This is a genomic window from Paracoccus alkenifer (assembly GCF_900108405.1).
GTDB lineage: Bacteria > Pseudomonadota > Alphaproteobacteria > Rhodobacterales > Rhodobacteraceae > Paracoccus > Paracoccus alkenifer.
In genome coordinates this window covers 7501-32765 of the sequence record NZ_FNXG01000005.1, presented here as the reverse complement: position 1 = coordinate 32765, position 25265 = coordinate 7501, and the positions used below count along the sequence as shown (strand labels likewise).

General features: G+C 68.3%; 24 protein-coding genes and 1 tRNA gene (1 of these 25 running past the window's edge). 18 read left to right on the top strand and 7 right to left on the bottom strand.

The window, feature by feature from the left end; genetic code table 11:
* The first annotated feature begins 13 nt into the window (after positions 1–13).
* Together dapB and BLW83_RS12240 are read left to right on the top strand one after the other, a co-directional pair.
* Positions 14–820, top strand: coding sequence for a 4-hydroxy-tetrahydrodipicolinate reductase (gene dapB / locus BLW83_RS12245; protein ID WP_090848689.1), 807 nt, complete (start codon positions 14–16; stop codon positions 818–820).
* A gap of 299 nt (positions 821–1119) precedes the next feature.
* Positions 1120–2421: a D-amino acid dehydrogenase gene (locus BLW83_RS12240; RefSeq protein ID WP_090848525.1), complete on the top strand. Its 1302-nt coding sequence runs from the start codon at positions 1120–1122 to the stop codon at positions 2419–2421.
* A gap of 10 nt (positions 2422–2431) precedes the next feature.
* On the opposite strand, the gene BLW83_RS12235 is transcribed toward BLW83_RS12240, so the two are convergent.
* Positions 2432–2644 carry a DUF1674 domain-containing protein gene (locus BLW83_RS12235; protein ID WP_090848524.1) on the bottom strand — a complete coding sequence of 71 codons (213 nt, stop codon included), beginning with the start codon at positions 2642–2644 and terminating at the stop codon, positions 2432–2434.
* 191 nt (positions 2645–2835) lie between these two features.
* On the opposite strand from BLW83_RS12235, the gene BLW83_RS12230 reads away from it, so the two are divergent.
* Positions 2836–4200: an RsmB/NOP family class I SAM-dependent RNA methyltransferase gene (locus tag BLW83_RS12230; protein WP_281245539.1), complete on the top strand. Its 1365-nt coding sequence runs from the start codon at positions 2836–2838 to the stop codon at positions 4198–4200.
* 82 nt (positions 4201–4282) lie between these two features.
* Here BLW83_RS12230 and BLW83_RS12225 read toward each other — a convergent pair whose 3' ends face one another.
* Both BLW83_RS12225 and BLW83_RS12220 read right to left on the bottom strand, forming a co-directional pair.
* Positions 4283–4993 carry a response regulator transcription factor gene (locus BLW83_RS12225; RefSeq protein ID WP_090848522.1) on the bottom strand — a complete coding sequence of 237 codons (711 nt, stop codon included), beginning with the start codon at positions 4991–4993 and terminating at the stop codon, positions 4283–4285.
* Positions 4990–6894 carry a hybrid sensor histidine kinase/response regulator gene (locus BLW83_RS12220; protein ID WP_090848521.1) on the bottom strand — a complete coding sequence of 635 codons (1905 nt, stop codon included), beginning with the start codon at positions 6892–6894 and terminating at the stop codon, positions 4990–4992. Before BLW83_RS12220 ends, BLW83_RS12225 begins: the two co-directional genes overlap by 4 nt.
* A 446-nt stretch (positions 6895–7340) precedes the next feature.
* Between BLW83_RS12220 and BLW83_RS12215 the strand changes: the two genes are divergently transcribed.
* The 9 genes from BLW83_RS12215 (at position 7341) to BLW83_RS12175 (ending at position 17959) form a co-directional block, all read left to right on the top strand.
* On the top strand, positions 7341–7778 hold the full coding sequence (locus BLW83_RS12215) for a DsrE family protein (protein WP_090848520.1): 438 nt from the start codon (positions 7341–7343) through the stop codon (positions 7776–7778).
* A gap of 202 nt (positions 7779–7980) precedes the next feature.
* Complete coding sequence (locus BLW83_RS12210; RefSeq protein WP_090848519.1) at positions 7981–9954, top strand: AMP-binding protein; 1974 nt, start codon at positions 7981–7983, stop codon at positions 9952–9954.
* Positions 9951–10790, top strand: a complete 840-nt coding sequence (locus BLW83_RS12205; RefSeq protein ID WP_245728843.1) for an ABC transporter ATP-binding protein — start codon at positions 9951–9953, stop codon at positions 10788–10790. Before BLW83_RS12210 ends, BLW83_RS12205 begins: the two co-directional genes overlap by 4 nt.
* Before the next feature lie 57 nt (positions 10791–10847).
* The gene (locus BLW83_RS12200) at positions 10848–11831 is read left to right on the top strand and encodes a branched-chain amino acid ABC transporter permease (RefSeq protein WP_090848518.1); all 984 of its coding nucleotides are present in this window, start codon (positions 10848–10850) and stop codon (positions 11829–11831) included.
* Between the two features lie 93 nt (positions 11832–11924).
* Entirely contained in the window at positions 11925–13001 is a 1077-nt protein-coding gene (locus tag BLW83_RS12195; protein WP_090848517.1) for a branched-chain amino acid ABC transporter permease, read from the top strand.
* Positions 13002–13050: 49 nt separating this feature from the next.
* The gene (locus tag BLW83_RS12190) at positions 13051–14355 is read left to right on the top strand and encodes an ABC transporter substrate-binding protein (protein ID WP_425433958.1); all 1305 of its coding nucleotides are present in this window, start codon (positions 13051–13053) and stop codon (positions 14353–14355) included.
* A 54-nt stretch (positions 14356–14409) separates the two neighbouring features.
* Positions 14410–15264, top strand: coding sequence for an ABC transporter ATP-binding protein (locus BLW83_RS12185; protein ID WP_090848516.1), 855 nt, complete (start codon positions 14410–14412; stop codon positions 15262–15264).
* 45 nt (positions 15265–15309) lie between these two features.
* Positions 15310–16527: a phenylacetate--CoA ligase family protein gene (locus BLW83_RS12180; RefSeq protein WP_090848515.1), complete on the top strand. Its 1218-nt coding sequence runs from the start codon at positions 15310–15312 to the stop codon at positions 16525–16527.
* 28 nt (positions 16528–16555) lie between these two features.
* On the top strand, positions 16556–17959 hold the full coding sequence (locus tag BLW83_RS12175; RefSeq protein ID WP_090848514.1) for a peptidoglycan-binding domain-containing protein: 1404 nt from the start codon (positions 16556–16558) through the stop codon (positions 17957–17959).
* Between the two features lie 124 nt (positions 17960–18083).
* Here BLW83_RS12175 and ykgO read toward each other — a convergent pair whose 3' ends face one another.
* Positions 18084–18209: a type B 50S ribosomal protein L36 gene (ykgO, locus tag BLW83_RS12170; RefSeq protein ID WP_036700801.1), complete on the bottom strand. Its 126-nt coding sequence runs from the start codon at positions 18207–18209 to the stop codon at positions 18084–18086.
* 79 nt (positions 18210–18288) lie between these two features.
* Positions 18289–18363: transfer RNA gene (locus BLW83_RS12165), tRNA-Val, on the bottom strand.
* A 146-nt stretch (positions 18364–18509) separates the two neighbouring features.
* Here BLW83_RS12165 and BLW83_RS12160 point away from each other — a divergent pair.
* Genes BLW83_RS12160 through BLW83_RS12145 form a run of 4 tightly spaced genes read left to right on the top strand, consistent with a single transcriptional unit; the run spans position 18510 to position 21033 of the window.
* Positions 18510–19391: an N-formylglutamate amidohydrolase gene (locus BLW83_RS12160; protein WP_245728841.1), complete on the top strand. Its 882-nt coding sequence runs from the start codon at positions 18510–18512 to the stop codon at positions 19389–19391.
* A 10-nt stretch (positions 19392–19401) separates the two neighbouring features.
* The gene (locus BLW83_RS12155; RefSeq protein WP_090848512.1) at positions 19402–20280 is read left to right on the top strand and encodes an SPFH domain-containing protein; all 879 of its coding nucleotides are present in this window, start codon (positions 19402–19404) and stop codon (positions 20278–20280) included.
* A 13-nt stretch (positions 20281–20293) separates the two neighbouring features.
* On the top strand, positions 20294–20602 hold the full coding sequence (locus tag BLW83_RS15950; RefSeq protein WP_245728839.1) for a hypothetical protein: 309 nt from the start codon (positions 20294–20296) through the stop codon (positions 20600–20602).
* Positions 20599–21033: an NUDIX domain-containing protein gene (locus tag BLW83_RS12145; protein ID WP_245728838.1), complete on the top strand. Its 435-nt coding sequence runs from the start codon at positions 20599–20601 to the stop codon at positions 21031–21033. Before BLW83_RS15950 ends, BLW83_RS12145 begins: the two co-directional genes overlap by 4 nt.
* 20 nt (positions 21034–21053) lie before the next feature.
* Here the strand turns inward: BLW83_RS12145 and pyrF are convergent, their stop codons facing one another.
* Positions 21054–21737, bottom strand: a complete 684-nt coding sequence (gene pyrF / locus BLW83_RS12140; RefSeq protein ID WP_090848511.1) for an orotidine-5'-phosphate decarboxylase — start codon at positions 21735–21737, stop codon at positions 21054–21056.
* A gap of 94 nt (positions 21738–21831) precedes the next feature.
* Here pyrF and BLW83_RS12135 point away from each other — a divergent pair, with 94 nt between their 5' ends.
* Positions 21832–22095 (top strand): hypothetical protein, encoded by a 264-nt coding sequence (locus BLW83_RS12135; RefSeq protein ID WP_090848510.1) that lies wholly within the window; start codon positions 21832–21834, stop codon positions 22093–22095.
* Positions 22096–22234: 139 nt separating this feature from the next.
* Complete coding sequence (gene clpB / locus BLW83_RS12130) at positions 22235–24865, top strand: ATP-dependent chaperone ClpB (RefSeq protein ID WP_090848509.1); 2631 nt, start codon at positions 22235–22237, stop codon at positions 24863–24865.
* Positions 24866–24931: 66 nt separating this feature from the next.
* Here the strand turns inward: clpB and BLW83_RS12125 are convergent, their stop codons facing one another.
* Positions 24932–25265 carry the 3' portion of a DUF302 domain-containing protein gene (locus BLW83_RS12125; RefSeq protein WP_245728836.1) on the bottom strand. Its footprint extends 107 nt past the window's final position, so 334 of the gene's 441 nt are visible here — the last part of the coding sequence; its start codon lies beyond the right edge, outside the window — the gene reads right to left on this strand; the stop codon is at positions 24932–24934.

Genomic DNA, 25265 nt, shown 5'->3' with positions numbered 1-25265 from the left:
CGCGATGGATCAGATGCACAAGCCCGGGATCGTGGTGGCGGGCGTGTCGGGCCGTATGGGGCGGATGCTGGCGCAGGCGGTGCTGGAATCGGACGAATGCCGGCTGGCGGGGGCGCTGGAACGCGCGGGGCACGGCTGGGTCGGGCAGGATCTGGGCACGGCCATGGGCGGCGCGGCGCTGGGGCTGGCGGTCAGCGACGACGCGGTGGCGACCATCGCGCAGGCGCAGGCGCTGATCGACTTTACCTCTCCGGCGGCGACGGTCGCCTATGCGGAACTGACCGCACAGGCGCGGGCGGTGCATGTAATCGGCACCACCGGGCTGGACGCGGACGACCTGCGCCGCATCGCCGCCGCCGCCCGCCATGCGCCGATCATCCGGGCGGGGAACATGAGCCTGGGGGTGAACCTGCTGGTCGGGCTGACCCGACGCGTGGCCGCGGCGCTGGGCACGGATTGGGACATCGAGATCGTCGAGGCGCACCACCGCCACAAGGTCGATGCCCCCTCGGGCACCGCGCTGATGCTGGGCGAGGCCGCCGCCGAGGGCCGCGGCACCACGCTGGACGCGCTGCGCGTGCCCGCGCGCGAAGGGATCACCGGCGCGCGGGTGCCGGGCAGCATCGGGTTTTCGGCGATCCGCGGCGGCGACATCGTGGGCGAACACGACGTGATCTTTGCCGCCGACGGCGAGCGGGTGGTGCTGCGCCACCTGGCCACCGACCGCGCCATCTTTGCCCGCGGCGCCCTGCGCGCGGCGCTGTGGGGACAGGACAAGGGGCCGGGGGAATACGACATGGCGGACGTGCTGGGGCTGTAACCGGCGCGGCCATGCCTGTCTGCGCCGCCGCCGGGTATTTGGACCAGAAAGAAGCCCTGCCGGGGTCTTGCGGTGCGAGCGGCTTCTTTCTGGCCCAAATACCCCTGCGGCCGTGAGGCACGCGGGGCCGTGCGGACGATTCGCGGTCTTGCTGCGATGCGGCGCAAAGATCTTGTGGGATTATATGAATATATCGAAGGAATTTGCGCATGTTGCGGAAATTCCGGGCAATTCAGGCAGCACATTCTGCGTCTCCGGGACGATCTTCGGTGCAATATCCGGTGGGGAGGATTGCTGCCATGAAGATCGTCGTTCTGGGCGCCGGGGTGATCGGCGTCACCAGCGCCTGGTATCTCGCCCGTGCCGGGCACGAGGTGACGGTGGTGGACCGCCAGCCCGCTGCGGCGCTGGAGACTTCGTTTGCCAATGCCGGCGAGATCTCGCCCGGCTACTCGACCCCCTGGGCTGCGCCCGGCATCCCGCAAAAGGCGCTGAAATGGCTGTTCCAGCGCCATGCGCCGCTGGTGCTGCACGCATCGGCCGATCCGGTGCGCGCGCGCTGGATGATGCAGATGCTGCGGAACTGCACCTCGGGCGCCTATGCCACCAACAAATCGCGGATGATGCGGCTGGCGATGTATTCGCGCGACTGCCTGGGCGCGCTGCGGTCCGAAACCGGCATCCGTTACGACGAACGCACGCTGGGCACCTTGCAGGTGTTTCGCGAGGACAAGCAGCTGCGCGCCATTGGCAAGGATGTGGCGATGCTGCGCGCCGACGGGGTCGCGCATGAGCTGCTGGACGCCGACGGCTGCGTCGCGGCCGAGCCGGGGCTGGCCCATGCCCGCCACCTGCTCAAGGGCGGGCTGCGCCTGCCCGGCGACGAGACCGGCGATTGCCTGATCTTTACCCAGTCGCTAGCCGAGATGGCCGCGGCCGAGGGGGTGCGTTTCCTTTACGACACCAGCATTCACGCGCTGGAAGGCACCGCGTCGCGGATCGAGGCGGCGCGGACCTCGGCCGGGCGGCTGGTCGCGGACGGGTTCGTGGTGGCGCTGGGCAGCTATTCGCCGGCGCTGGTCGCGCCCCTGGGGCTGCGGCTGCCGGTGCATCCGGTCAAGGGCTATTCGCTGACCATCCCCATCGTCGACGAAAGCCGCGCCCCGGTCAGCACGGTGATGGACGAAACCTACAAGGTGGCGATCACCCGGCTGGGCGACCGTATCCGCGTGGGCGGGCTGGCGGAACTGGCCGGGTTCGACCTGTCGCTGTCGCCGCGGCGGCGCGCGACGCTGGCGAAATCGGTGGGCGAGCTGTTCGGCGGCGCCGGCGATCTGGACGATGCCACGTTCTGGACCGGGCTGCGGCCGATGACTCCGGATGGGACGCCGATCGTGGGGGCGACCCCGGTCGGGAACCTGTGGCTGAATACCGGGCACGGCACGCTGGGCTGGACGATGGCGGCGGGCTCGGGGCGGCTGCTGGCCGATCTGATCAGCGGCCGCACGCCCGAGATCCGCGCCGACGATCTGGGGTATGCGCGCTATCTGCGCGGCGGTGTCGGGCGCGCCCGGTCGCTGCCGCAGGCGGCGCCGGCCTGAGGCCCCGCGCCTAGAAATCGACCGCGATGCCTTTGCGTTCGTAATCGCCGTAGCGCACCGGCTCGGGGCCGTCGCGACCGCCGAGTTCGGGGGCGAGATCCAGCGGCGGGGTGGTGCGGCGGCGTTCCTCGGCCTCGGCCAGGGCGCGGCGGGCGGCGGGTGGCAGATGCGCCCATTCGGGGCGATCTTCCGGGAGGGGCGTGGCGTCGGTCTGCGTGGTCATGGAAAACCCTGCGCTGATTGCGTATCGGTTGCCTCTAGCTAGGGATCGCGGGGACGATGGGCAAGCGAAACGACGATGATCGCCGGGAAACGGCCGGTGGCGAGGCGCGGCCGAAGCGGCGGGCGGCGGTCGATCCGGCGCCGCAGCCGGGGGCGCCGCCCCCGCCGCCTGCGGCGGCCCCCCCGGGATATTTGGATAATGGAGAAGCTGCCAAGCGTGTCGCTGCGGCGAAAAACCCTGCGCGAAAGCCGGGCGGCCGCAAGGATCGGGGCGAGGGCAGGGCGCAGCCCGCGCCTGCGGCGCCCCATGCGGCACGCAGGGGGGCGCTGCGGTTGCTGGCGGCGGTGCGCGAGGGCGTGACCCTGGCCGAGGGCGAAGAGGCGCTGGCCGATCTGACCCCGGCTCTGACCCCCGCCGAGCGCGCCCGCGCCCGCAGGCTTGCCGCCATGACCCTGCGCCACCGCAGCCGCTCTGATGCGGTGCTGGCCGGGCTGATCGACCGCCGCCCGCGGCCAGAGGTGATGGAGCTGCTGCAACTGGCCGTGACCGAGATGCTGGCCGGGGCCGAGGCGCCGCATGGCGCCGTCAATGCCGCGGTGGCGCTGGCGAGGTCCGGCGGCGCCAAGGCCAAGGCCGCGGCGGGGATGGTGAACGCGGTTCTGCGCCGCGCCGCCGAGAGACAGGCCGCGTGGGACGCAGCATCGCCGCCGCGCCTGCCCGACTGGCTGCGCCGCCCGGTGGTGGCGCAATGGGGCGAGGACATCGCCGCCGCGATCGAGGCCGCGCATGAACGCGGCGCGGCGCTGGACCTGACCCCGCGCGCGCCGGGTGTGCCGGTGCCGGGTGCGGCGCTGCCCACCGGCAGCCACCGGCTGCAATCCGGCGCGCAGGTGACGGCGCTGCCCGGCTACGCCGAGGGCGACTGGTGGGTGCAGGACGCCGCCGCCGCGCTGCCGGTGCGGCTGCTGGCGCCGCGTCCGGGCGAAACCGTCGCCGATCTGTGCGCCGCGCCGGGCGGCAAGACCATGCAGCTGGCCGCCGCCGGGGCGCGTGTCACCGCCATCGACCTGTCGCCCCAGCGGCTGGCGCGGCTGGCCGCGAACCTTGCCCGCGTCGGGCTTGAGGCCGAGACCGTCGCCGCCGATGCGCTGGGCTGGACCCCGTCCGCGCCCCTGGACGCGGTGCTGCTGGACGCGCCCTGTTCGGCCACCGGCACCATCCGCCGCCACCCCGAGCTGCCGTTGATCCGCGACGGCGCGATGATCCCCGAGCTGGTCCGCTTGCAGGCGCAGCTGATCAACCACGCGGCGGGCCTGCTGAAACCGGGCGGAAGGCTGGTCTATGCGGTCTGCTCGCTGCATCCGGCCGAGGGCGAGGGGCAGCTGGCCACCGCCCTTGCCCGCCATCCCGGACTGGCGGTCGAGCCGCCCGCGCCCGGCGACTGGCCCGAGGAATGGATCACCCCGCAGGGCGCGATCCGCACCCGGCCCGACCACTGGCCCGAACTGGGAGGGCTGGACGGGTTCTTTATCGCCCGGCTGCGGCGCTGCGGCTGACACGGCACCGCGGCCTGCCGTTTCATCTTGCCGTAAATATCCCGGGGGGGCCGCGGCAGCGGCCGGGGCAGAGCCCCGCCCCTCAGCCCCAGATAACCTCGGACAGAAAGATATAGCCCGCGCCGTAGATGGTCTTGATCAGCCGCGGGTTCCGAGGATCCTCGCCCAGCTTGGTGCGCAGCCGCGAAATCCGCACATCCATGGCGCGGTCAAAGCTGTCGCCGGCGGTGCCGCCCAGCGATTCCAGCATCTGGGCGCGGCTGATCAGCCGGCGCGGGCTGTCAAGGAACATGCGCAGCATTTCCGCCTCGGCATGGCTCAGCGGGGTTTCCGCGCCGTCGGGGGCGGTCAGCGCATAGCGGTCGAAGTCGGCGGCCCACCCCGCGAAACTGGCGGTCTGGCCGGTGCGGGCGGTTTCGCGCGCGGGTTTGCGCAGGCGGGCGCGGATGCGGGCCACCACCTCGGCCGGGTCGAAGGGCTTGATGACGTAGTCGTCGGCGCCCAGTTCCAGCCCCGTCACCCGGTCCTGCACCTGCGCGCGCCCCGAGATGATGATGATCGCGGCGCCCGATTGCGTGGCCAGCCGGTGGACCAGCGCCAGCCCGTCGCGGTCGGGCAGGCCAAGGTCGATCAGGCAGGCGTCGGGGGCCATGCGGCGCAGCGCGGCCTCGAACTCGGTCGCGCGGCCAAAGCTGGCGGTGCGGAATCCCGCATCTTCGAGCGTGTCGGCCAGCAGGCGGCGGATGTCGGGTTCGTCGTCGAGAATGGCGATCAGCGGCGGGTCGTTGGTCATGGTCCCTCGGCCTTGGGCAGGGTGGCGAACAGCGCCGACAGCGCGGCGGCGTCAAAGGGCTTGGTCAGCACCGGCCCGGCCAGCCCCGCGCGGGCGGGGTCGTCGGGCGGGCGGGCGGTCATCAGCAGCAGCGGCGGGCCAGCATCGGCCAGATCGGCGCCCGAGCCGTCGCCCAGTTGCAGGTCCGACAGCACCACCGACAGCCCCGGCAGATCGCAGAGCGAGCGTGCCTCGGCCAGCGAGCCGGCCTCGATCACCTGATGGCCCATGCCGGTCAGCATGTCGCGCAGGGTCTCGCGGATCACGTCGTCGTCGTCCACCAGCAGCACCAGCCGGGGCGCCACGCGCTGATAGGGCAGGCGCAACCGCACCCGCCCGCCGCCGCCGGGGGCGTTATCCAGCCGCAGCGTGCCGCCGGCGAGCTTGGTCTGGTCATAGACCATCGACAACCCCAGCCCGGAACCCTGCCCGGGCTTGGTGGTAAAGAACGGCTCGGTCGCGCGGGTCAGGGCCTCGGGTGAAAATCCGGGGCCGTTGTCGGTGATCGTCAGTTCCAGCCAGCGCCCGCGCGCGCGTGCGGTGACGCGGATCACGGCCTCGGGGGTGTCCGCGGCGGGGCCGGATCCCGCGGCGGCGGTGGCGTGACGGGCGTTCAGGATCAGGTTCAGGATCGAATCCTGCAACGATCCGGGGTCGAGCAGCAGCGCCCCGTCCGGCAGGTCGATGTCCATGACCAGCCGCTGCCCCCGCCCCAGCGAGGGCCGCGCCATCGTCGCGATCTCGTCCAGCAGCGCCGGCAGGTTCACCGGCTGCGGCGACAGCCGCCGCGGCCCGGTGATGGTGGCGATGCGGTCCAGCAGCACCGCGCCGCGCCGGGCCGCCGCCAGCGTGCCCTGCACCGCCTCGGCGGCCTCGGGCGGCAGCGTCAGCCGCGCCAGCCGGCCCTGCAACCCCAGGATGATGGTCAGCAGGTTGCCGAAATCATGCGCCAGCCCCGAGGTCATCCGCGCCGCCAGTTCCCGCCGCGCCGCATGGGTCAGCGCCTCGCGCGAATTCACCTCGGCGCTGACGTCGGTGGACAGAACATAGGCGCCCTGCCCTTCGAGATCGGGGGTCAGCGCCACCCGGATGCGGCGGCCCGATTCGGTGTGGGTGACCTCGACCACCTGCGGCTCCCCGGCCAGGGCGCGTTCGACCGCGGGGTTCAGGCGGATGCCGGTGTCGCCCAGCACCTCGGGCGAGGTCTTGCCCAGAATCTCGTTCGGGGCGCCGGGAAAGACGCGGCCCAGCTGGTTGTTGGAAAACACATAGCGGCCCTGACTGTCGATCTGGGCGATATGTGCGGGGACCATGGCGGTGACCTGGCGGGTGCGGGCCTCGGCCTCGGTCAGCACCCGCTTGGCTTCCTCAAGCGCGGCGTTGGTGGCGGCCAGCGCGCGGTTCGCCGCCGACAGCCGTTCGGCGTGGCGCAAGAGCTGGTCGGACAGTTCTTCGGAGCGGCTGCGCAGCAGCGCCTCGGTGCGCTTGATCTCGGTGATGTCGGTATAGACGGCGACCCAGCCGCCTTGCGCCAGCGGCGCGCCCTCGACGGAAATGGTGCGGCCGTCGGGGCGCAGGCGTTCCATATAGTGCGGCTGAAAGGTGCGGGCCTGTTCGACCCGGATGCGCACCGCCTCGGCCGGGTCGTCGGGCTGGCCGTATTCGCCGCGCGCGACCAGATAGGCGATGGTTTCGCCGAAAGGCGCGCCGGGGCGGGTCAGGTGGTCGGGCAGGTCGAACATCTGCTGATAGGGACGGTTGCACAGCGCCAGCCGCAGATCGGCGTCAAAGATGGAAATCGCCTGCTGGATCAGGTTCAGGCCCGATCGCATCAGCTCATCATGGCTGTCCGTGCGTCTCATTCCCTGTGGGTATCATCTGTCGGACCGGGGATAAACTGACCATTCGCCGCAAGTCCTTGCCGCCCCCGGCCGCCCCCGTGCCGTCCCGCTGCTGCCCGCCCGATGCAAAATGTCGCGGGTCCGCGGGCGCGGGATTGCGCCCGGCGGGACCGCGCGCCGCTGCGCGGGACGGTCGCGGGCCGGCGGGCAGCCTGCAAGAGGTTGATCTGCAACGCCGCGACGGGTCGGAAGACGGCGGATGTGGCCCCCGCTGCCGGCGCCGGCAGAGGACGCAGCATATCGCGCCAAAACCGCCCATGAAGGTGCGTTACTGCATACATCCGAAAACAGGAATGTAAGTTCCGGCAGCCATGACCTATACGGTTTGTGGGGGACGCGGGGGCGGTGCAGCGTCCCGTGTCGCCGTTGTGCCCCATCGTTCCAGTGACCGGAAAAAGGAGATTCCGATGAAACCGATCCGCCTTGTTGCCCCGCTGCTGGCCCTGACCATCGCCGGCGCCGCCGCAGCCGAGACGCCGAACCGGCTGGTCACCATCCTGACCGCGCCCGAGCCGCAGACCCAGCTGATGGCCATGGTGCTGACCATGAACGCCATCGCCGCCGGCGCCGAGGCCGAGATGCTGCTGTGCGGCCCGGCCGGTGACATCGCGTTGAAAGACGCGCCCGAGACCGCCACCGCAGGGCAGCCGCCGCAGGGCGCCAGCCCGCAAGGGCTGATGAAAAAGATGATGGGGGAATCCGGCCTCAAGGTGCAGGTCTGCGCCATCTATCTGCCGGGCAAGGGCGCCGATGCCTCGATCCTGACCGAGGGCGTCACCGCCGCCGCCCCCGACGCGATGGGTTCGACCATCGTCGCGCCCGGCACTTCGGTCCTCAGCTTCTGATCTGGCACCGCCCCGCGCCCCGTCCCTTTCGGGGCGGGGTATCTTTCGGGTCCGGCACGGTCCGGCGCGCCCGGGGATGGTCGGTTACAATTCGTAAGATTCCCGAAAAACTCGGGCAAGATTCGTTCTCCAGACATGGTCATGGAATGCGGGTTGTGAGGAGCCCGCCCGGCAACGGCCCTTGGCCGGAAGGGGAGAGAGGATGAACGCAGTCGCTGCGCCCCAAGCGGGCCTGCGGTCGATTCCCGCGCTTTTGGCGCGGAACGCCACGCAGATGGGCAACCGCCCCGCTTACCGCGAAAAGGAATTCGGCATCTGGCAAGGCTGGACCTGGGCCGAGACGCAGGACGAGATCCGCGCCTTGGCGCTGGGTTTTCTGGCACTGGGGCTGAACCGCGGCGATCACGTCGCCATCGTCGGGCGCAACCGTCCGGCACATTATTGGGCCATGGTCGCCGCGCAGATGTGCGGCGCGGTGCCGGTGCCGCTGTATCAGGACGCCGTGGCGTCCGAGATGGCCTATGTGCTGGCCCATTCCCGCGCGCGTTTCGTGGTCTGCGGCGATCAGGAACAGGTCGACAAGATCATCGAGGCCGAGGAAGGCGATGATACGGTCGAGCAGATCATCTACACCGACAAGCGCGGGATGCGGAAATACGATCATTCCCGCATGAACTGGCTGGCCGACGTGCAGGCCGAGGGCCGCGCCGCCCACCAGCGTTTCACGGATGAACTGGACGTCCGCATTGCGGAACTGGATTACGACAGCACCTGCGTGATGCTGTATACCTCGGGCACCACCGGCAAGCCCAAGGGCGTGGTGCTGTCCAACCGCAACGTGATCGAAACCGCCCGCGCCACGTCCCAGTTCGACGGGCTCAAGGCATCGGAAGAGGTTCTGGCCTATCTGCCCATGGCCTGGGTCGGCGACTTCATCTTTTCGGTCGGGCAGGCCTATTGGACCGGGTTCTGCGTGAACTGCCCCGAGGGCGCGCATACGATGATGACCGATCTGCGCGAGATCGGGCCCACCTATTTCTTTGCGCCGCCCCGCGTGTTCGAGGGTCAGCTGACCAGCGTCATGATCCGCATGGAGGACGCCAGCCGCCTGAAGAAATTCCTGTTCGACCATTACATGAAACTGGCCCGCCGCGTCGGCGTGGCGCTGACCGACGGCAAGCCGGTGGGTGCGCTGGACCGGCTGCGCTATGGCCTGGGCAACCTGCTGGTGTTCGGCCCGCTGAAAAACACGCTGGGCTATTCGCGCATCCGCGTGGGCTATACCGCAGGCGAGGCGATCGGCCCGGAAATCTTTGATTTCTACCGTTCGCTGGGCATCAACCTGAAACAGCTTTACGGCCAGACCGAGGCGACGGTGTTCATCACCCAGCAGCCCGACGGCGAGGTGCGCGCCGACACCGTGGGCGTGCCCTCGCCCGGCGTCGAAGTCCGCATCGCCGAGAATGGCGAGGTGTTCTATCGTTCGCCCGGCACCTTCGTGGAGTATTATCAGAACCCCGAATCCACCGCCTCGACCAAGGATGCCGAGGGCTGGGTGGCGACGGGCGACGCCGGGTTCTTCGAGGAAGCGACCGGGCATCTGCGCATCATCGACCGCGCCAAGGACGTGGGGCGGATGGCCGACGGCTCGATGTTCGCGCCCAAGTATGTCGAAAACAAGCTCAAGTTCTATCCCAATATCCTTGAGGCCGTGGTGCTGGGCGACGGGCGCGAATACTGCACCGCCTTCATCAACATCGACCTGAATGCGGTCGGCAACTGGGCGGAACGCAACAACATCGCCTATGCCTCGTATCAGGAACTGGCCGGGCATCCGCGGGTCTATGAAATGATCCGCAGCCATATCGAAGAGGTGAACGCCTCGGTCGCGCAGGATGCCATGCTTTCGGGCTGCCAGATCCACCGCTTCCTTGTCCTGCACAAGGAACTGGACGCCGACGACGGCGAGATGACCCGCACCCGCAAGGTCAAGCGCGGCGTGATCTCGGAAAAATTCGCCGACCTGATCGAGGGACTCTATGACGGTTCGGACAGCGTCTATACCGAAACCGAAGTCACCTATGAGGACGGCCGCAAGGGCGCGCTGAAAGCCACCGTGCGGATCGAGGACGCCCGCATCGTTGCAACCCCAGCGCAAAGGATGGCCGCCGAATGATGCCCCAGACCCAACAGGCCGCCACCGGCGCCGAGCCCTATATCACGCCCGACGGCCGCAAGATCGGCGGCGTGCTGATGGACCTGCGCAACATCACCCTGCGCTTTGGCGGGGTCACCGCGATCAAGGACATCAGCTTTGACATCCGCGAGGGCGAGATCCGCGCGATCATCGGCCCGAACGGCGCCGGCAAGTCCTCGATGATGAACGTGATGTCCGGCTTTTACGTCCCGCAAGAGGGCGAGGTCTGGTTCCGTGGCGAGCGCCGCCCGCAGATGCGCCCCTACAAGGTCGCGCGGCTGGGGCTGGCCCGCACCTTTCAGAACATCGCGCTGTTTGACGGCATGTCGGTGCTGGACAACATCATGACCGGGCGGCTGACGATGGTGAAATCGTCGCTGCTGGAACAGGCGCTGTGGTGGGGAAGGGCCGAGGCCGAGGAAAACCGCCACCGCGAGCAGGTCGAAAAGATCATCGACTTTCTGGAAATCCAGAACATCCGCAAGACTCCGGTCGGGCGGCTGCCCTATGGGCTGAAGAAGCGGGTGGAACTGGCCCGCGCGCTGGCGGCCGAACCCAAGCTGTTGATGCTGGACGAGCCGATGGCCGGCATGAACGTCGAGGAGAAGGAGGACATGAGCCGCTTCATTCTCGACGTGAACGATGAATTCGGCACCACCATCGCGCTGATCGAACACGACATGGGCGTGGTGATGGACCTGTCGGACCGCGTGGTGGTGATGGATTACGGCCGCAAGATCGGCGACGGCACCCCCGACGAGGTCCGCAACAACCAAGAGGTGATCGACGCCTATCTGGGGGTGGCCCATGACTGATCGCGCCGCCGGTATTTTCGACCTTTCCGCCCGCACCCCCGCAAAGGAGACGCGCTGATGGACCAGCTGCTTTACGCATCCGAGGTCGTGGTGAACGGCCTGATGACCGGGGTCATGTATGCGCTGGTCGCGCTGGGCTTCGTGCTGATCTACAAGGCGTCGGGGGTGTTCAACTACGCGCAGGGGGTGCTGGCGCTGTTCGCGGCGCTGACCCTGATCGGCATCCAGCAGGGGCAGGTGCCCTTTGCGCATCTGATCAGCGCGGTGACCGGGATGCACCTGGACAGTTTCGGCTGGACCGTGCCCTCGCTGCTGGCGATCCTCTTGACGGCGCTGGTGATGGTGGGGCTGGCGATCCTGATCGAGGCGCTGGTGCTCAAGCATCTGGTCGGGCAGGAACCGATCATCCTGTTCATGGCCACCATCGGCCTGGCCTATTTCCTTGAAGGGCTGGGCGACCTGATGTGGGGCGCCAGCGTCAAGTCGCTGGACGTGGGCCTGCCGCAGGGGCTGTCCGAAACCGTCGAGACGATGACCGACAGCCTGTTCGGCTATGGGTTCTTCATCGACCGGCTGGACATCTGGGCCACGGTGATCGCGGCGGTGCTGGTCGCCTCGCTGGTGGCCTTCAGCCAGTATACCAAACAGGGCCGCGCCATGCGGGCGGTTGCCGACGACCACCAGGCGGCGCTGTCGGTGGGCATCTCGCTGCGCTTCATCTGGGTGATGGTGTGGTCGATCGCGGGGTTCGTCGCGCTGGTCGCGGGGATCATGTGGGGCACCAAGTCGGGCGTGCAGTTCAGCCTGTCGCTGATCGCGCTCAAGGCGCTGCCGGTGCTGATGCTGGGCGGCTTCACCTCGATCCCCGGCGCCATCGTGGGCGGGCTGATCATCGGCGTCGGCGAAAAGCTGTTCGAGTTCTACATCGGCCCCATGGTCGGCGGCGCGACCGAGAACTGGTTCGCCTATGTGCTGGCGCTGCTGTTCCTCGTCTTCCGCCCGCAGGGCCTGTTCGGCGAACGGATCATCGAGCGTGTCTGACGCCGCCCCCCGTTCCGATCTTCTGTCCAGAAATATCCTCGGGGGTCCGGGGGCAGACAGCCCCCGGCGCGACCGCCACGAAAGGACCGACTGATGCTTTACCGTGAAGCCGGCGACTTCAAGACCAGCTACCGGGACGACAGCCAGACCTTCCCGCTGAAGCTGGACAGGCTGGGCTATTACGCGGCGCTGGCCGTGGCGTTCCTGGTGGTCCCGTTTGTGATCACAGACTACTGGGCCAACTCGGTGCTGGTGCCGTTCCTGATCTATGCGATCGCGGCGCTGGGGCTGAACATCCTGACCGGCTATGCCGGGCAGGTCAGCCTGGGCAGCGGCGGCTTCATGGCGGTGGGCGCCTATGCCGCCTACAAGCTGGCCACCGCATTCCCCGAAATCTCGATCCTGATCCACGTCTTGCTGGCCGGCGGCATCACCGCGATGGTGGGCGTGCTGTTCGGCCTGCCCAGCCTGCGCATCAAGGGCTTTTACCTGGCGGTGGCGACGCTGGCCGCGCAGTTCTTTCTGGTGTGGCTGTTCAACAAGGTGCCGTGGTTCTACAACCATTCTGCCTCGGGGCAGATCACCGTGCCGGAACGCAGCTTTCTGGGCTGGATCATCACCGGGCCGCAGACTTCGGCCAGCGCCAAATACCTGGTCTGCCTGTGCTTTGCGGTCCTGCTGGCCTGGGTGGCGCGCAACCTGACCCGCGGCACGATGGGGCGCACCTGGATGGCGATCCGCGACATGGACATCGCCGCCGAGATCATCGGGGTGAACCCGCTGACCGCCAAGATGACCGCATTCGCCGTGTCCTCGTTCTTTATCGGGGTGGCGGGGGCGCTGCTGTTCACCGTCTATCTGGGTGCGGCCGAGGCCAGCGAGACCTTTGGCATCAACAAGTCGTTCCTGGTGCTGTTCATGGTCATCATCGGGGGGCTTGGCTCGATCTTCGGGTCTTTTGCGGGGGCGGCGTTCCTGGTGCTGCTGCCGGTGTTTCTCAAGAACGTGCTGGTCGGCTCGCTGGGCTGGCCCACCGACCTTGCCGCGCATCTGGAACTGATGATCGTGGGGGCGCTGATCGTGTTCTTTCTGATCGTCGAGCCGCACGGGCTGGCCCAGCTGTGGCGCGTGACCAAGGAAAAACTGCGGCTCTGGCCGTTCCCGCATTGATTTCAGAGCCGGGGCAACCCGGCCTTGTCCAACACATCCTGGGAGGAGAATGAAAATGAAGAAACGCAATATCCGGCTGTTCGCCGCGTTTGCCACCGCCACGGCGCTGGCCGCGCCCGCGGCGCTGGCCGATCTGGTGGTGCCGAATTTCAGCTACCGCACCGGCCCCTATGCCGCCAACGGCGCCCCCTATGCCGACGGGTTCAACGACTATTTCACCCTGCTGAACGAACGCGATGGCGGCGTCGGCGGGCAAAAGATCGCGGTCCCCGAGTGCGAGACCTCGTATAACACCGAAAAAGGCGTCGAGTGCTACGAATCGCTCAAGGGCCAGAACCCGGTGGTGATCGCGCCGGTCTCGACCGGCATCGCCTATCAGCTGATCCCCAAGGTCTCGGCCGACAAGATCCCGATGTATACCCCCGGCTTCGGCCGCACCTCGGCGCAGGACGGGCGGGTGTTCGAATGGGTGTTCAACGCGCCCACCAACTATTGGGACGGCGCCTCGATCGCGATCAAGTATCTGCTGGACGAACACGGCGGCGATCTGAACGGCAAGAACATCGCGCTGCTCTACCACAACTCGGCCTTTGGCAAGGAACCGATCCGCACCCTGCAAGAGCTGTCCAAGAAACACGGCTTCAAGCTGACGGAAATTCCGGTCGATCCCGGCTCGTCGCAGGAACAGAAATCGCAGTGGTTGCAGATCCGCCGCGAAAAGCCCGATCACGTCATCCTGTATGGCTGGGGCGTGATGAACCCGGCCGCGATCCAGGAGGCCGCGAATACGCGCTATCCGCTGGACCAGATGATCGGCATCTGGTGGTCGGGAACCGAGGTGGACGTGATGGCGGCCGGGGCCGGCGCAAACGGCTACAAGGCGATGGCCTTTCACGGGTCGGGCCGGGACTATCCGCTGTATGACGATCTCAAGACCCATGTCTTTGACAAGGGGCTGGCCAGCCAGGGCGGGCCGCATATCGGCACCGTGCTGTATTCGCGCGGGATGCATTCCGCGATGGTCACCGCCGAGGCGATCCGCAAGGCGCAGGAACTGGCCGGCACCGATGCGGTGACCGCCGCGCAGGTCCGCGACGGGTTCGAGGCGCTGGACATCAGCGACGAACGCCTGGCCGAGCTGGGGCTGAGCGGCTTCAGCCCCGCGATCAAGACCAGCTGCGAGGATCACGGCGGCTCGGGCATGGCCCTTGTCCAGCAGTGGGACGCCAGCGCCAAGACGTGGAACCCGATCACCGATTTCTACGAGCCGGACAACGACGTGGTGGACGCGCTGATCCGCGCCGATTCCGAAGCCTTCGCCAAGGAAAACAACATCACCCTGCGCTGCGACTGACGCACGCAGCCCCCGGCGGTCCGCCGCCGGGGGATCCGAACCCCGGAGAACGCCATGCTGGACACCGCAACCGCCCCACGGCCCCCCGCATCCGGCCCCGCCGCCGGAGAGACCATTCTCGAGGTGAACAACATCGAGGTGATCTACAACCACGTGATCCTCGTGCTGAAAGGCGTCAGCCTGTCGGTGCCCAAGGGCGGCATCACCGCGCTTTTGGGCGGCAACGGCGCCGGCAAGACCACGACGCTGAAGGCGATCTCGAACCTGCTGGAATCCGAGCGGGGCGAGGTGACCAAGGGCTCGATCACTTATCGCGGCGAAAACGTCACCGATCTGGACCCGGCGCGGCTGGTCAAGCGCGGCGTCATCCAGGTGATGGAGGGCCGCCATTGTTTCGAGCACCTGACCATCGAGGAAAACCTGCTGACCGGCGCCTATACCCGCACCGACGGCGCGGCGGCGGTCAAGCGCGACCTGGAAATGGTCTATGAATATTTCCCGCGCCTGCGCGAACGCCGCAAGAGCCAGGCCGGCTATACCTCGGGCGGGGAACAGCAGATGTGCGCCATGGGCCGCGCGCTGATGAGCCGCCCCGAAACCATCCTGCTGGACGAGCCCTCGATGGGGCTGGCGCCGCAGCTGGTCGAGCAGATCTTTGAAATCGTCAAGGCGGTGAACGAGGGCGAGGGCGTGACCTTTCTGCTGGCCGAACAGAACACCAACGTCGCTTTGCGTTACGCCCATTACGGCTATATCCTGGAAAGCGGCCGCGTCGTGATGGACGGCGAGGCAGGGGCGCTGCGCGAGAACCCCGACGTAAAGGAGTTCTATCTGGGCATGTCGGACGAGGGCCGCAAATCATTCCGCGACGTGCGCTCCTATCGCCGCCGCAAGCGCTGGCTGGCCTGAGCCGTCCGCGATTTCCCCAACAACCGTGATCAGAAAGCAGACCCCGTGACCTATTACGACGAGCTGGAAACCCGCAGCGCGGATGAGCGCGAAGACAGCCTTGCCCGTGATCTGGCGCGGGCGATCTCGAACGCGCAGACCGCGCCGACGCTGGCCCGCGCGCTGCGCGACGTGGACCCGGCCGAGATCCGCAGCCGCGCGGATCTGGCCCGGCTGCCGCTGATCCGCAAGGCCGAGCTGTCCGAGGCGCAAAAGAAGAAACCTCCGTTCGGGGGTTATACGACGCGCCATCCCCATGAATTCAACCATATCTTCCAGTCCCCCGGCCCGATCTACGAACCCGGCCGCGCCGAGGGCGACTGGTTCCGGCTGGGCCGTTTCGCCTTTGCCGCCGGGCTGGGCAGCAGCGACATCCTGCACAACTGTTTCGGCTATCACCTGACGCCCGCCGGGATCATGTTCGAAAGCGCGGCCCGCGCGGTCGGGGCGGCGGTGCTGCCGGCCGGCACCGGCCAGACCGACTTGCAGGTCCGCGCGGCCGCCGACATCGGCACCACCGCCTATGCGGGGACGCCGGATTACCTCAAGGTGATCCTCGACCGGGCCGACGAGATGGGGATCGAACTGTCGCTGGCCCGGGCGCTGGTGTCGGGGGGCGCGCTGTTTCCGTCGCTGCGCAAGACCTACATGGACCGCGGCATCCAGACGCTGCAATGCTATGCCACCGCCGATCTGGGGCTGATCGCTTACGAATCCCCGGCGATGGAGGGGATGATCGTGGACGAGGGCGTGATCGTCGAGATCGTGCGCCCCGGCACCGGCGACCCCGTCCCCGACGGCGAGGTGGGCGAGGTCGTGGTGACCACGATGAACCCCGATTACCCGCTGATCCGCTTTGCCACCGGCGACATGTCGGCGGTGCTGCCCGGCGAAAGCCCCTGCGGGCGCACCAACATGCGCATCAAGGGCTGGATGGGCCGCGCCGACCAGACCGCCAAGATCAAGGGGATGTTCGTGCGCCCCGAACAGGTCGCCCAGCTTGTCGCCAGCCATCCCGAGGTGTCACGCGCCCGTGTCGTCGCCGATCGCGACGATGAAATGGACGTGATGCTTGTGCAACTTGAGACCACCGGCCAGAACCCCGCTGTATATGAGGCATCGGTGCTCGATGCACTCAAGCTCAAGGGCCGGGTCGAACTGGTTGCGCCTGGGTCGCTGCCCAATGACGGGCTGGTGATCGAGGACCGCCGCCAATACGATTGAAACCGGCCCCGTTCAAAGAGGGGACGATATGGTCGGAAACAGGGTTGGTGCGGCGCTGGCCGTGCTGTTGGCGGGGATCGCGCCGATCGGCGCCGCGGCGCAGCAGGTGATCACGCCCGATGGGGTGGTCTCGACGGTTCAGGACGAGGCGCTGTGGCAGCTGACGCTGAGCCGCGCCACCGCCGACGCCTATCGCAACTACCTGTCCAGCTTTCCCAACGGCGCCCATGCGGCCGAGGCGCGCGCCCGGCTGAACGTGGTGCTGGGGACGCTGCCTTCGGCCCAGCCGCCGGCGGCGGGCACCCCGGTGCAGCCCGCGCCGGTGCAGCCGCCCGAGCCGGTGACCGCGACGCCGTTGCAGCCGGTGGCTCCGGTCGCGCCGGCGGGGGCCGAGCAGGCCGAATCGGCGCTGGCACTGACGCTTGACGCGCGCCGCGCGATCCAGTGGCGGCTGAACGAGCTGGGCCACGACACCCGCGGCGCCGACGGAATTTTCGGTTCCGGCACGCGGCGGGCCATCGGAGCGTGGCAGACCAGCCGCGGCTTTGCCTCGACCGGCTATCTGACCGCGGCGCAGGCGCAGGAGCTGCGCAATTCCGCCCCCAGCGGCCCGCCCGCCGGGGTCAGCCCGACCACCACCCCGGCGACGGTGGGCAGCCCCGCCGCGGGGATCGAGCCGGGCACCGGCGAGACCGCGATGGAGCTGACCCCCACCCAGAAACGCATCATCCAGTCGCGGCTGACCCAGCTGGGCCATGACACCAATGGCATCGACGGGCAGTTCGGGTCGGGCACGCGGCGCGCGATCAGCGCGTGGCAGCGGGCGAACGGCGCCCCCGCCACCGGATTCCTGTCGCAGGCCGAGGCCACCACGCTGCTAAGCGGCGGCAGCCTGCCCGGCGCGCCCTCGGCCGATACCACCGATGCGGCGGCGCGGGCCGAAAACATGCTGGACCTGACGCGCGCGGACCGCATCGCCGTCCAGCAGGCGCTGGTCGCGGCGGGCTATGACACGCGGGGCGTGGACGGCACCTTCGGGTCCGGCAGCCGCCGCGCGATCCGCGACTGGCAGGCGGCGCGGGGGATGGCGGCGACCGGCTATCTGACCGCCGAGCAGCTGCGCACCCTGCGCAGCGTGGGCGCGGGGACCGTCGCCGGCGGCACCACGACCACGGGCACCACCACGGGCACGACCACCTCCGCAGGCGCCACCGAGGCTGACGAGGCCCGGCTGGCGCTGGGCGAGATCGCCCGGGCCGAGGTGCAGGCGCGGCTGTCGGCGCTGGGTTATGATCCCAAGGGCGTGGACGGCAAGTTCGGGTCGGGCGCGCGCGCCGCAATCTCGCGCTGGCAGGGCGACAACGGGCTGGCCTCGACCGGCTATCTGAACGCTGAACAGCTGGCGCGGCTGCGCAACCAGCGGTCGCGGTAAGGGCAGGGGGCCGGGCGTCCGGCCCCATCCACCTGGCCCGGCCTGTCCGGAAAACCGGGCAGAAACGCAAAACGCCCGCGGGATCACCGCGGGCGTTCGTGTTTCCAGACCTTTGGCCGGGCGATCAGCCCTGGCGCGCCTTGAAGCGGCGGTTGGTCTTGTTGATGACATAGATGCGGCCCTTGCGGCGCACGATCTGACAGTCCCGGTGACGCTCTTTCAGCGAACGCAGCGAGTTGCGAACCTTCATCGGTCTCTTCCTCTTCGCGGCGCTCGCATCGCGCCTTGAAACTGAAATGCCCCCGGAAAAGCCCCGGGGGCGGCGAAAATGGTGGGCGGTACTGGGATCGAACCAGTGGCCACTACGATGTCAACGTAGTGCTCTACCGCTGAGCTAACCGCCCGTGCCATGTGATTCCCGGCCCGAGGGCGGCGGAATCGCGTTGGTCGGCGTGTCTATATAGTCACCGCCACGACCCCGCAAGTGCCCTTTTAAGGTCCGGCGCAGCGGTTATATTCAACGGCAAAGCCGATGACAGCCGAGACGAAAATGACGCCCATGCCCTTTTCCGCCTGTCCCGGCCCGGTTTTCGATCTGGTGCGCCCGGAATGCTGGGCGGGAGGCGTGATTTTCGCCTCGCCGCATTCGGGGCGCGACTATCCGGCGTGGTTCCTGTCCGAATCGGTGCTGGACCCGCATGTGCTGCGGTCGTCCGAGGATGCGTTCATCGACCGGCTGATCGGCCCTGCGGCGGCGGCGGGGGCGGTCACGCTGGCCGCAAGGGTGCCGCGCTGCATCGTCGATCTGAACCGCGGCGCGCATGAGCTGGACCCCGCGGTGGTCCTGGGCGCGGCCGACGGGCCGACCGACCCCCGGATCCGTTCGGGGCTGGGGGTGATTCCGCGCGTCGTGGGGCGGGGGCGCGCGATCCGGCACGGCAAGCTGACCTCGGTCGAGGCCGCGCGGCGGATCGACCGTTTCTGGCGCCCCTATCATGCCGCGCTCGAGTCGTTGATGGCCGAGGCCGTCGCCCGCCACGGCCGCGCCATTCTGATCGACGTGCATTCGATGCCGCGCGAGGCGCTGGTCCATCTGCCCGGCCCGCGCCCCGAAATCGTGCTGGGCGACCGCAACGGGGCCTCTGCCGCGCCCTGGGTCTCGGACGGGGTGCAGCGGGCGCTGGTGGCGGCGGGTTTCCGGGTCCGGCGCAACTCTCCGTTCGCGGGGGCGCATGTGGCGGCGGCCTATGGCCGGCCTCGGGCCGGACGCCATGTCGTGCAGATCGAGATCGACCGTTCGCTTTACATGGACGAGGCTGCGATCCGGCCGCATTCGGGCTATGCCGGGCTGGCGGCGCGGCTGGCAAGGACATTCGCCGCGCTTGCGAAATTGCGCCCGACGGGTGACGGAATGCCGATGGCGGCGGAATAAGGGGGCAAGGATGGAAGAGTTTCTGGCGCAGAACGCCGCGCTGATCGTGCTGGCGGTGGTGATCGTGCTGGCGATCACCTCGGCCGTGCGGATCGTCCCGCAGTCGGAAAAATACGTGGTTGAGCGATTCGGGCGGCTGCGTTCGATCCTTGGGCCGGGGATCAACTTTACCGTGCCGTTTCTGGACCGGGTGGCGCACCGGATTTCGGTGCTGGAACGGCAGCTGCCCACCAACCGGCAGGACGCGATCACCGCCGACAACGTGCTGGTGCAGGTTGAAACCAGCGTGTTCTATCGGATTCTGGAACCGGAAAAGACCGTCTACCGGATCCGCGATGTGGATGCCGCCATCGCCACCACCGTCGCCGGGATCGTGCGCGCCGAGATCGGGATGATGGAGCTGGATCAGGTCCAGTCCAACCGCGCCCAGCTGATCGAGCGGGTGCGCGAGGCGGTGGCCAACGTGGTGGACGACTGGGGCATCGAGGTGACGCGGGCGGAAATCCTCGACGTCAATCTGGACGATGCGACGCGGGCCGCGATGTTGCAGCAGCTGAACGCCGAGCGCGCCCGCCGCGCCCTGGTGACCGAGGCCGAGGGCAAGCGCCGCGCGGTTGAACTGGCCGCCGACGGCGAGCTTTACGCCGCCGAACAGCAGGCCAAGGCCCGCCGCATCCTTGCCGACGCCGAGGCCTATGCCACCAGCGCCCTGTCCGAGGCGATCGCCAGAAACGGGCTTGAGGCCGCGCGCTATCAGGTGGCGATGAAACAGGTCGAGGCGCTGACCGAGGTTGCGCAGGGGCAGGGCAAGCAGACGGTGATCCTGCCCGCCGCGGCGCTGGATGCCTTTACCGACGTGGCGCGGCTGCTGTCGGGGGATCGCAGGTGATAGGGGATCGCAGGTGACGGGCTGGGAAAACGGCTGGCTGTGGATCATCGCCGCGCTGCTGCTGGCGCTGATCGAACTGGCGCTGCCGGGCTATGTCTTCATGGGTATGGCCGGGGCGGTGGCGGTGATGGGGCTGTTGCTGCTGGCCGGGATCTGGACCGGCGGGCTGCCGGTGGCGCTGGTGCTGACCGCGCTGCTGTCGGGGGTGATCTGGCTGGCGCTGTCGCGGCTGCGCGGGGTGGACCGCAGCGCCACCCGCATCTGGCGCGACGACATCAACGACAACCCTCGCGGCCCGGACAAGGGCGGGCCCGCGCCGTGAGCGACGGGGCCGAGGCATTGCGCTGGAACGGCGCCAAGCTGGTGCTGACCTGCGGCGATGCGCTGCTGGTGCTGCTGCGCGACGACATTCCCACCATCAACTGGCCGGGCTGCTGGGATCTGCCCGGAGGCAAGCGCGAGGGCGACGAATCGCCCGCCGACTGCGCGCTGCGGGAATTATTCGAGGAAACCGGGCTGCGGCTGGCCCCCTCGCGGCTGCGGGGTCGGGCGCGCGAGCTGCCGCACCGGCCCGGCCGCGCAGGCTGGTATTTCCACGCCGAGATTTCCGCGGCCGAGGCCGGGGCCGTGGTGCTGGGCGACGAGGGTGCAGAATTGCGGCTGATGGCGCTGGCCGAGTTCGTCGTCCACCCCAGGGCCGTCCCGCATTTCCGCGACGTGGTGCGGGAAATGCTGGGGATGGCGCCGCCCTGAGGCGGCGGGGCGGGTAAGGCTCAGCCCGCGATTTCCGACAGGATCGCCTGTGCGGCGGCGCGCGGGTCCGCGGCCTGCCAGACCGGGCGGCCGACGACGAGATGGTCGGCCCCGGCGGCGATGGCGGCGGCGGGGGTTTCCACCCGCTTTTGGTCGCCAAGCGCCGCGCCGGCCGGCCGCACGCCCGGTGTCACGATCAGCCCCGCGCCGGGCAGGGCGCGGATCGCCGCGGCCTCGCGCGGGCTGGCGATGACGCCGTCGGCGCCGGCATCAAAGGCGCGGGCGGCGCGTTCCACCGTCAGCTCGTGCAGCTCGCCCGGCCGGATCAGCCCCGCGTCGAGATCGTCGCGGTCAAGCGAGGTCAGGATGGTCACCGCCAGAATTTTCAGCCCCGACCCCGCCGCCCCCTGTTTGGCCGCGCGCACCACATGTGGGTCACCGTGGACGGTCAGAAAGTCGATGTCGTAGCGGGCAAGGCCGCGCACCGCCGCCTCGATCGTGGCGCCGATGTCGAACAGCTTCATGTCCAGAAAGATGCGCTTGCCGTGTTCCTGTTTCAGCTCGTTGGCCAGCGCCAGCCCGCCCCCGGTCAGCATCCCCAGCCCGATCTTGTAGAACGACACGGCATCGCCCAGCGTCTCGGCCAGTTTCAGCCCCGCCAGCGCGTCCGGCACGTCCAGCGCCACGATCAAACGGTCATCCATATCTGGCCCCTGCGAAAATCCTGGCTCTTTTGGCATCGAAACGCTTCGATTAAAAGTGTCGCCACCAGTCACAAGTAATTTTCAAAGGTGATTCATGCCGATCCTGATTGCCGCCGCCACCATCATCATTCTGACCCTGTGGCGCCTCTGGGCGCGCGACCGCGCCCAAGTCGAGATCGGCCGCCGGATGGATCCACTGTTCCACCGCCTGTTCCGACGCAAGCCCTGCCGTTGGCAATTGCTGGACGGGCGCAGCGCCTTGTCCGAATTCCGCTGCGAAACCTGCGGGGTCACGGCGTATAGCCGGTCGGCTCGCGGGCCCGCCGAGTGCAAGCGCGAGCTGCGCAACCGTGTCTGACCCGATCCGTCGTCCCTGCGGCGCCATTCCGCTTGAAAGCATCAGGGGACGCCCCAAATCATGAGTTGAAGACCCGGACCGGGGCGTGCCGCATCAGGGCGCCCGTAGCGCCGGGGGCTAGCGAAAGGGGAAATAGCCGATGGACATGGAAAAGTTCACCGAGCGTTCGCGCGGGTTCTTGCAGGCCGCGCAGACCATCGCGATCCGCGAGGAAAATCAGCGCGTGGTGCCGGAACATCTGCTCAAGGCGCTGATGGATGATGACCAGGGGCTGGCGGCCAACCTGATCACTCGCGCTGGCGGTGATGCGCAGGCGGTGCGCCGGGCCGTGGATGACGTGGTGGCGAAACTGCCCAAAGTGTCGGGCGGCGACGGGCAGGTCTATGTGGACAGCTCGCTCGTGCGGGTGATGGACGAGGCGCAAAAGATCGCCAAGCAGGCCGGCGACAGTTTCGTGCCGGTCGAACGCGTGCTGATGGCGCTGGCGATGGTGAACACGCGGGCGCGTGATGCGCTGTCGGCGGGGCAGGTGACGACTCAGGCGCTGAACACCGCGATCAACGACATTCGCAAGGGGCGCACCGCCGATTCGGCCAGCGCCGAGGACACCTTCGAGGCGCTGTCGAAATACGCCACCGACCTGACCGAGGCCGCGCGCGAGGGCAAGATCGACCCGATCATCGGCCGGGACGAGGAAATCCGCCGCGCCATGCAGGTTCTGAGCCGCCGCACCAAGAACAACCCGGTGCTGATCGGTGAACCCGGCGTCGGCAAGACCGCCATCGCCGAGGGGCTGGCCCTGCGCATCGTCAACGGCGACGTGCCGGAATCGCTGGCCAACAAGAAACTGATGGCGCTGGACATGGGCGCGCTGATCGCCGGCGCGAAATACCGCGGCGAGTTCGAGGAACGCCTGAAATCCGTGCTGAAAGAGGTCGAGACCGCGGCCGGCGAGATCATCCTGTTCATCGATGAACTGCATGTGCTGGTCGGCGCCGGCAAGACCGATGGCGCCATGGACGCCGCGAACCTGATCAAGCCGGCGCTGGCGCGGGGCGAGTTGCACTGCGTGGGCGCGACGACGCTGGACGAATACCGCAAATATATCGAAAAGGACGCGGCGCTGGCGCGGCGATTCCAGCCGGTGATGGTGCAGGAACCCACGGTCGAGGACACGATTTCCATCCTGCGCGGCATCAAGGAAAAATACGAACTCCACCACGGCGTGCGCATTTCCGACGCGGCGCTGGTTGCGGCGGCCACGCTGTCGCATCGCTACATCACCGACCGCTTTCTGCCCGACAAGGCCATCGACCTTGTGGACGAGGCGGCCAGCCGCCTGCGGATGGAGGTTGACAGCAAGCCCGAGGAACTCGACGCGCTGGACCGACAGATCCTGCAAATGCAGATCGAGGCCGAGGCGCTGCGACGCGAGGACGATGCCGCCAGCCGCGACCGGCTGGAGCGGCTGGAAAAGGATCTGTCCGACCTTCAGGAACGCAGCGCCGAGATGACTGCCCGCTGGCAGGCCGAGCGCGACAAGCTTGAAGGTTCGCGCCACGTCAAGGAACAGCTGGACCGCGCCCGCGCCGAGCTGGAACAGGCCAAGCGCGAGGGCAATCTCGCCCGCGCGGGCGAGTTGTCCTATGGCATCATCCCCGGGCTGGAACGCCAGATCGCCGAAAGCGAGGGTCATGAGGATGGCCCGCTGGTCGCCGAGGCCGTGCGCCCCGAACAGATCGCCGAGGTGGTCGAACGCTGGACCGGCATCCCCACCAGCAAGCTGATGGAGGGCGAACGCGACAAGCTGCTGAAAATGGAAGAGGTTCTGGGCCAGCGCGTCATCGGCCAGTCCGAGGCCGTGACCGCGGTTGCCAACGCCGTGCGCCGCGCCCGCGCCGGGCTGAACGACCCGCGCCGGCCTCTGGGCAGCTTCCTGTTCCTTGGCCCCACCGGCGTCGGCAAGACCGAGCTGACCAAGGCCATCGCCGAATACATGTTCGACGACGACAGCGCGATGGTTCGCGTCGATATGTCCGAGTTCATGGAGAAACACTCGGTCAGCCGGCTGATCGGCGCACCCCCCGGCTATGTCGGCTATGACGAGGGCGGCGTGTTGACCGAGGCCGTGCGGCGGCGCCCCTATCAGGTGATCCTGTTCGACGAGGTGGAAAAGGCGCATCCCGACGTGTTCAACGTGCTGTTGCAGGTTCTGGACGACGGGCAGCTGACCGACGGGCAGGGCCGCACGGTCGATTTCAAGAACACGCTGATCATCCTGACCTCGAACCTTGGGGCACAGGCGCTGTCCTCACTGCCAGACGGGGCCGATTCGGGGCAGGCGCGCAGCGAGGTGATGGCGGCGGTGCGGGCGCATTTCCGCCCCGAGTTCCTGAACCGGCTGGACGAGATCATCATCTTTCACCGGCTGTCGCGCGACAACATGGACGCGATCGTGCGCATCCAGCTGGCCGACCTGGAAAAGCGGTTGGCCGAACGCAAGATCACGCTGGATCTCGACCCCGCCGCGCAGACCTGGCTGGCGGACGAGGGTTATGACCCGGTGTTCGGCGCCCGCCCGCTCAAGCGGGTGATCCAGCGCAGCCTGCAAAACCCGCTGGCCGAGATGCTGCTGGGCGGCGAGGTGCTGGACGGGCAGACCGTGCATGTCACCGCGGCCGACGGCGGGCTGGTCGTCGGCAACCGCGTCGGCACCAGCGCCCCGCTGGGCGCGGCGGGCGACAAGCCTGCGGACGTGCCGCTGCATTGAGCCGGGCGTGAGATGTCAAAGGCCGCGGGTTTTCCCGCGGCCTTTGTTCATGGCAGGACGGCTTTCTTAGTCCAGCGCGTTGCCGACGATGCCGGTAATCAGTTCCTGCACCTCGGGCAGATCCTCGGCCGCATAGTCGCGATGGCCGACGGTGATCTTGCCGGGGGCGTCCGCCAGTTCATAGACGAAGATGCCATAGGGGCAGGACTGGATGTTCAGGGGGTCGCGCTCCATCACCTTGCGCGAGACCACGGCCGAGCAGAAGCTGAAGACATCGGCCTGGGTATAGATGTCCTTTTCGCCGCCGACGTCCGCTTTCGTGCGGTTCAGCATCGCGCCGACATGGCTGGTGCTGTCGATCACCAGCCCGGCGTTGATGATCGCATCCTCGACCGCGCCG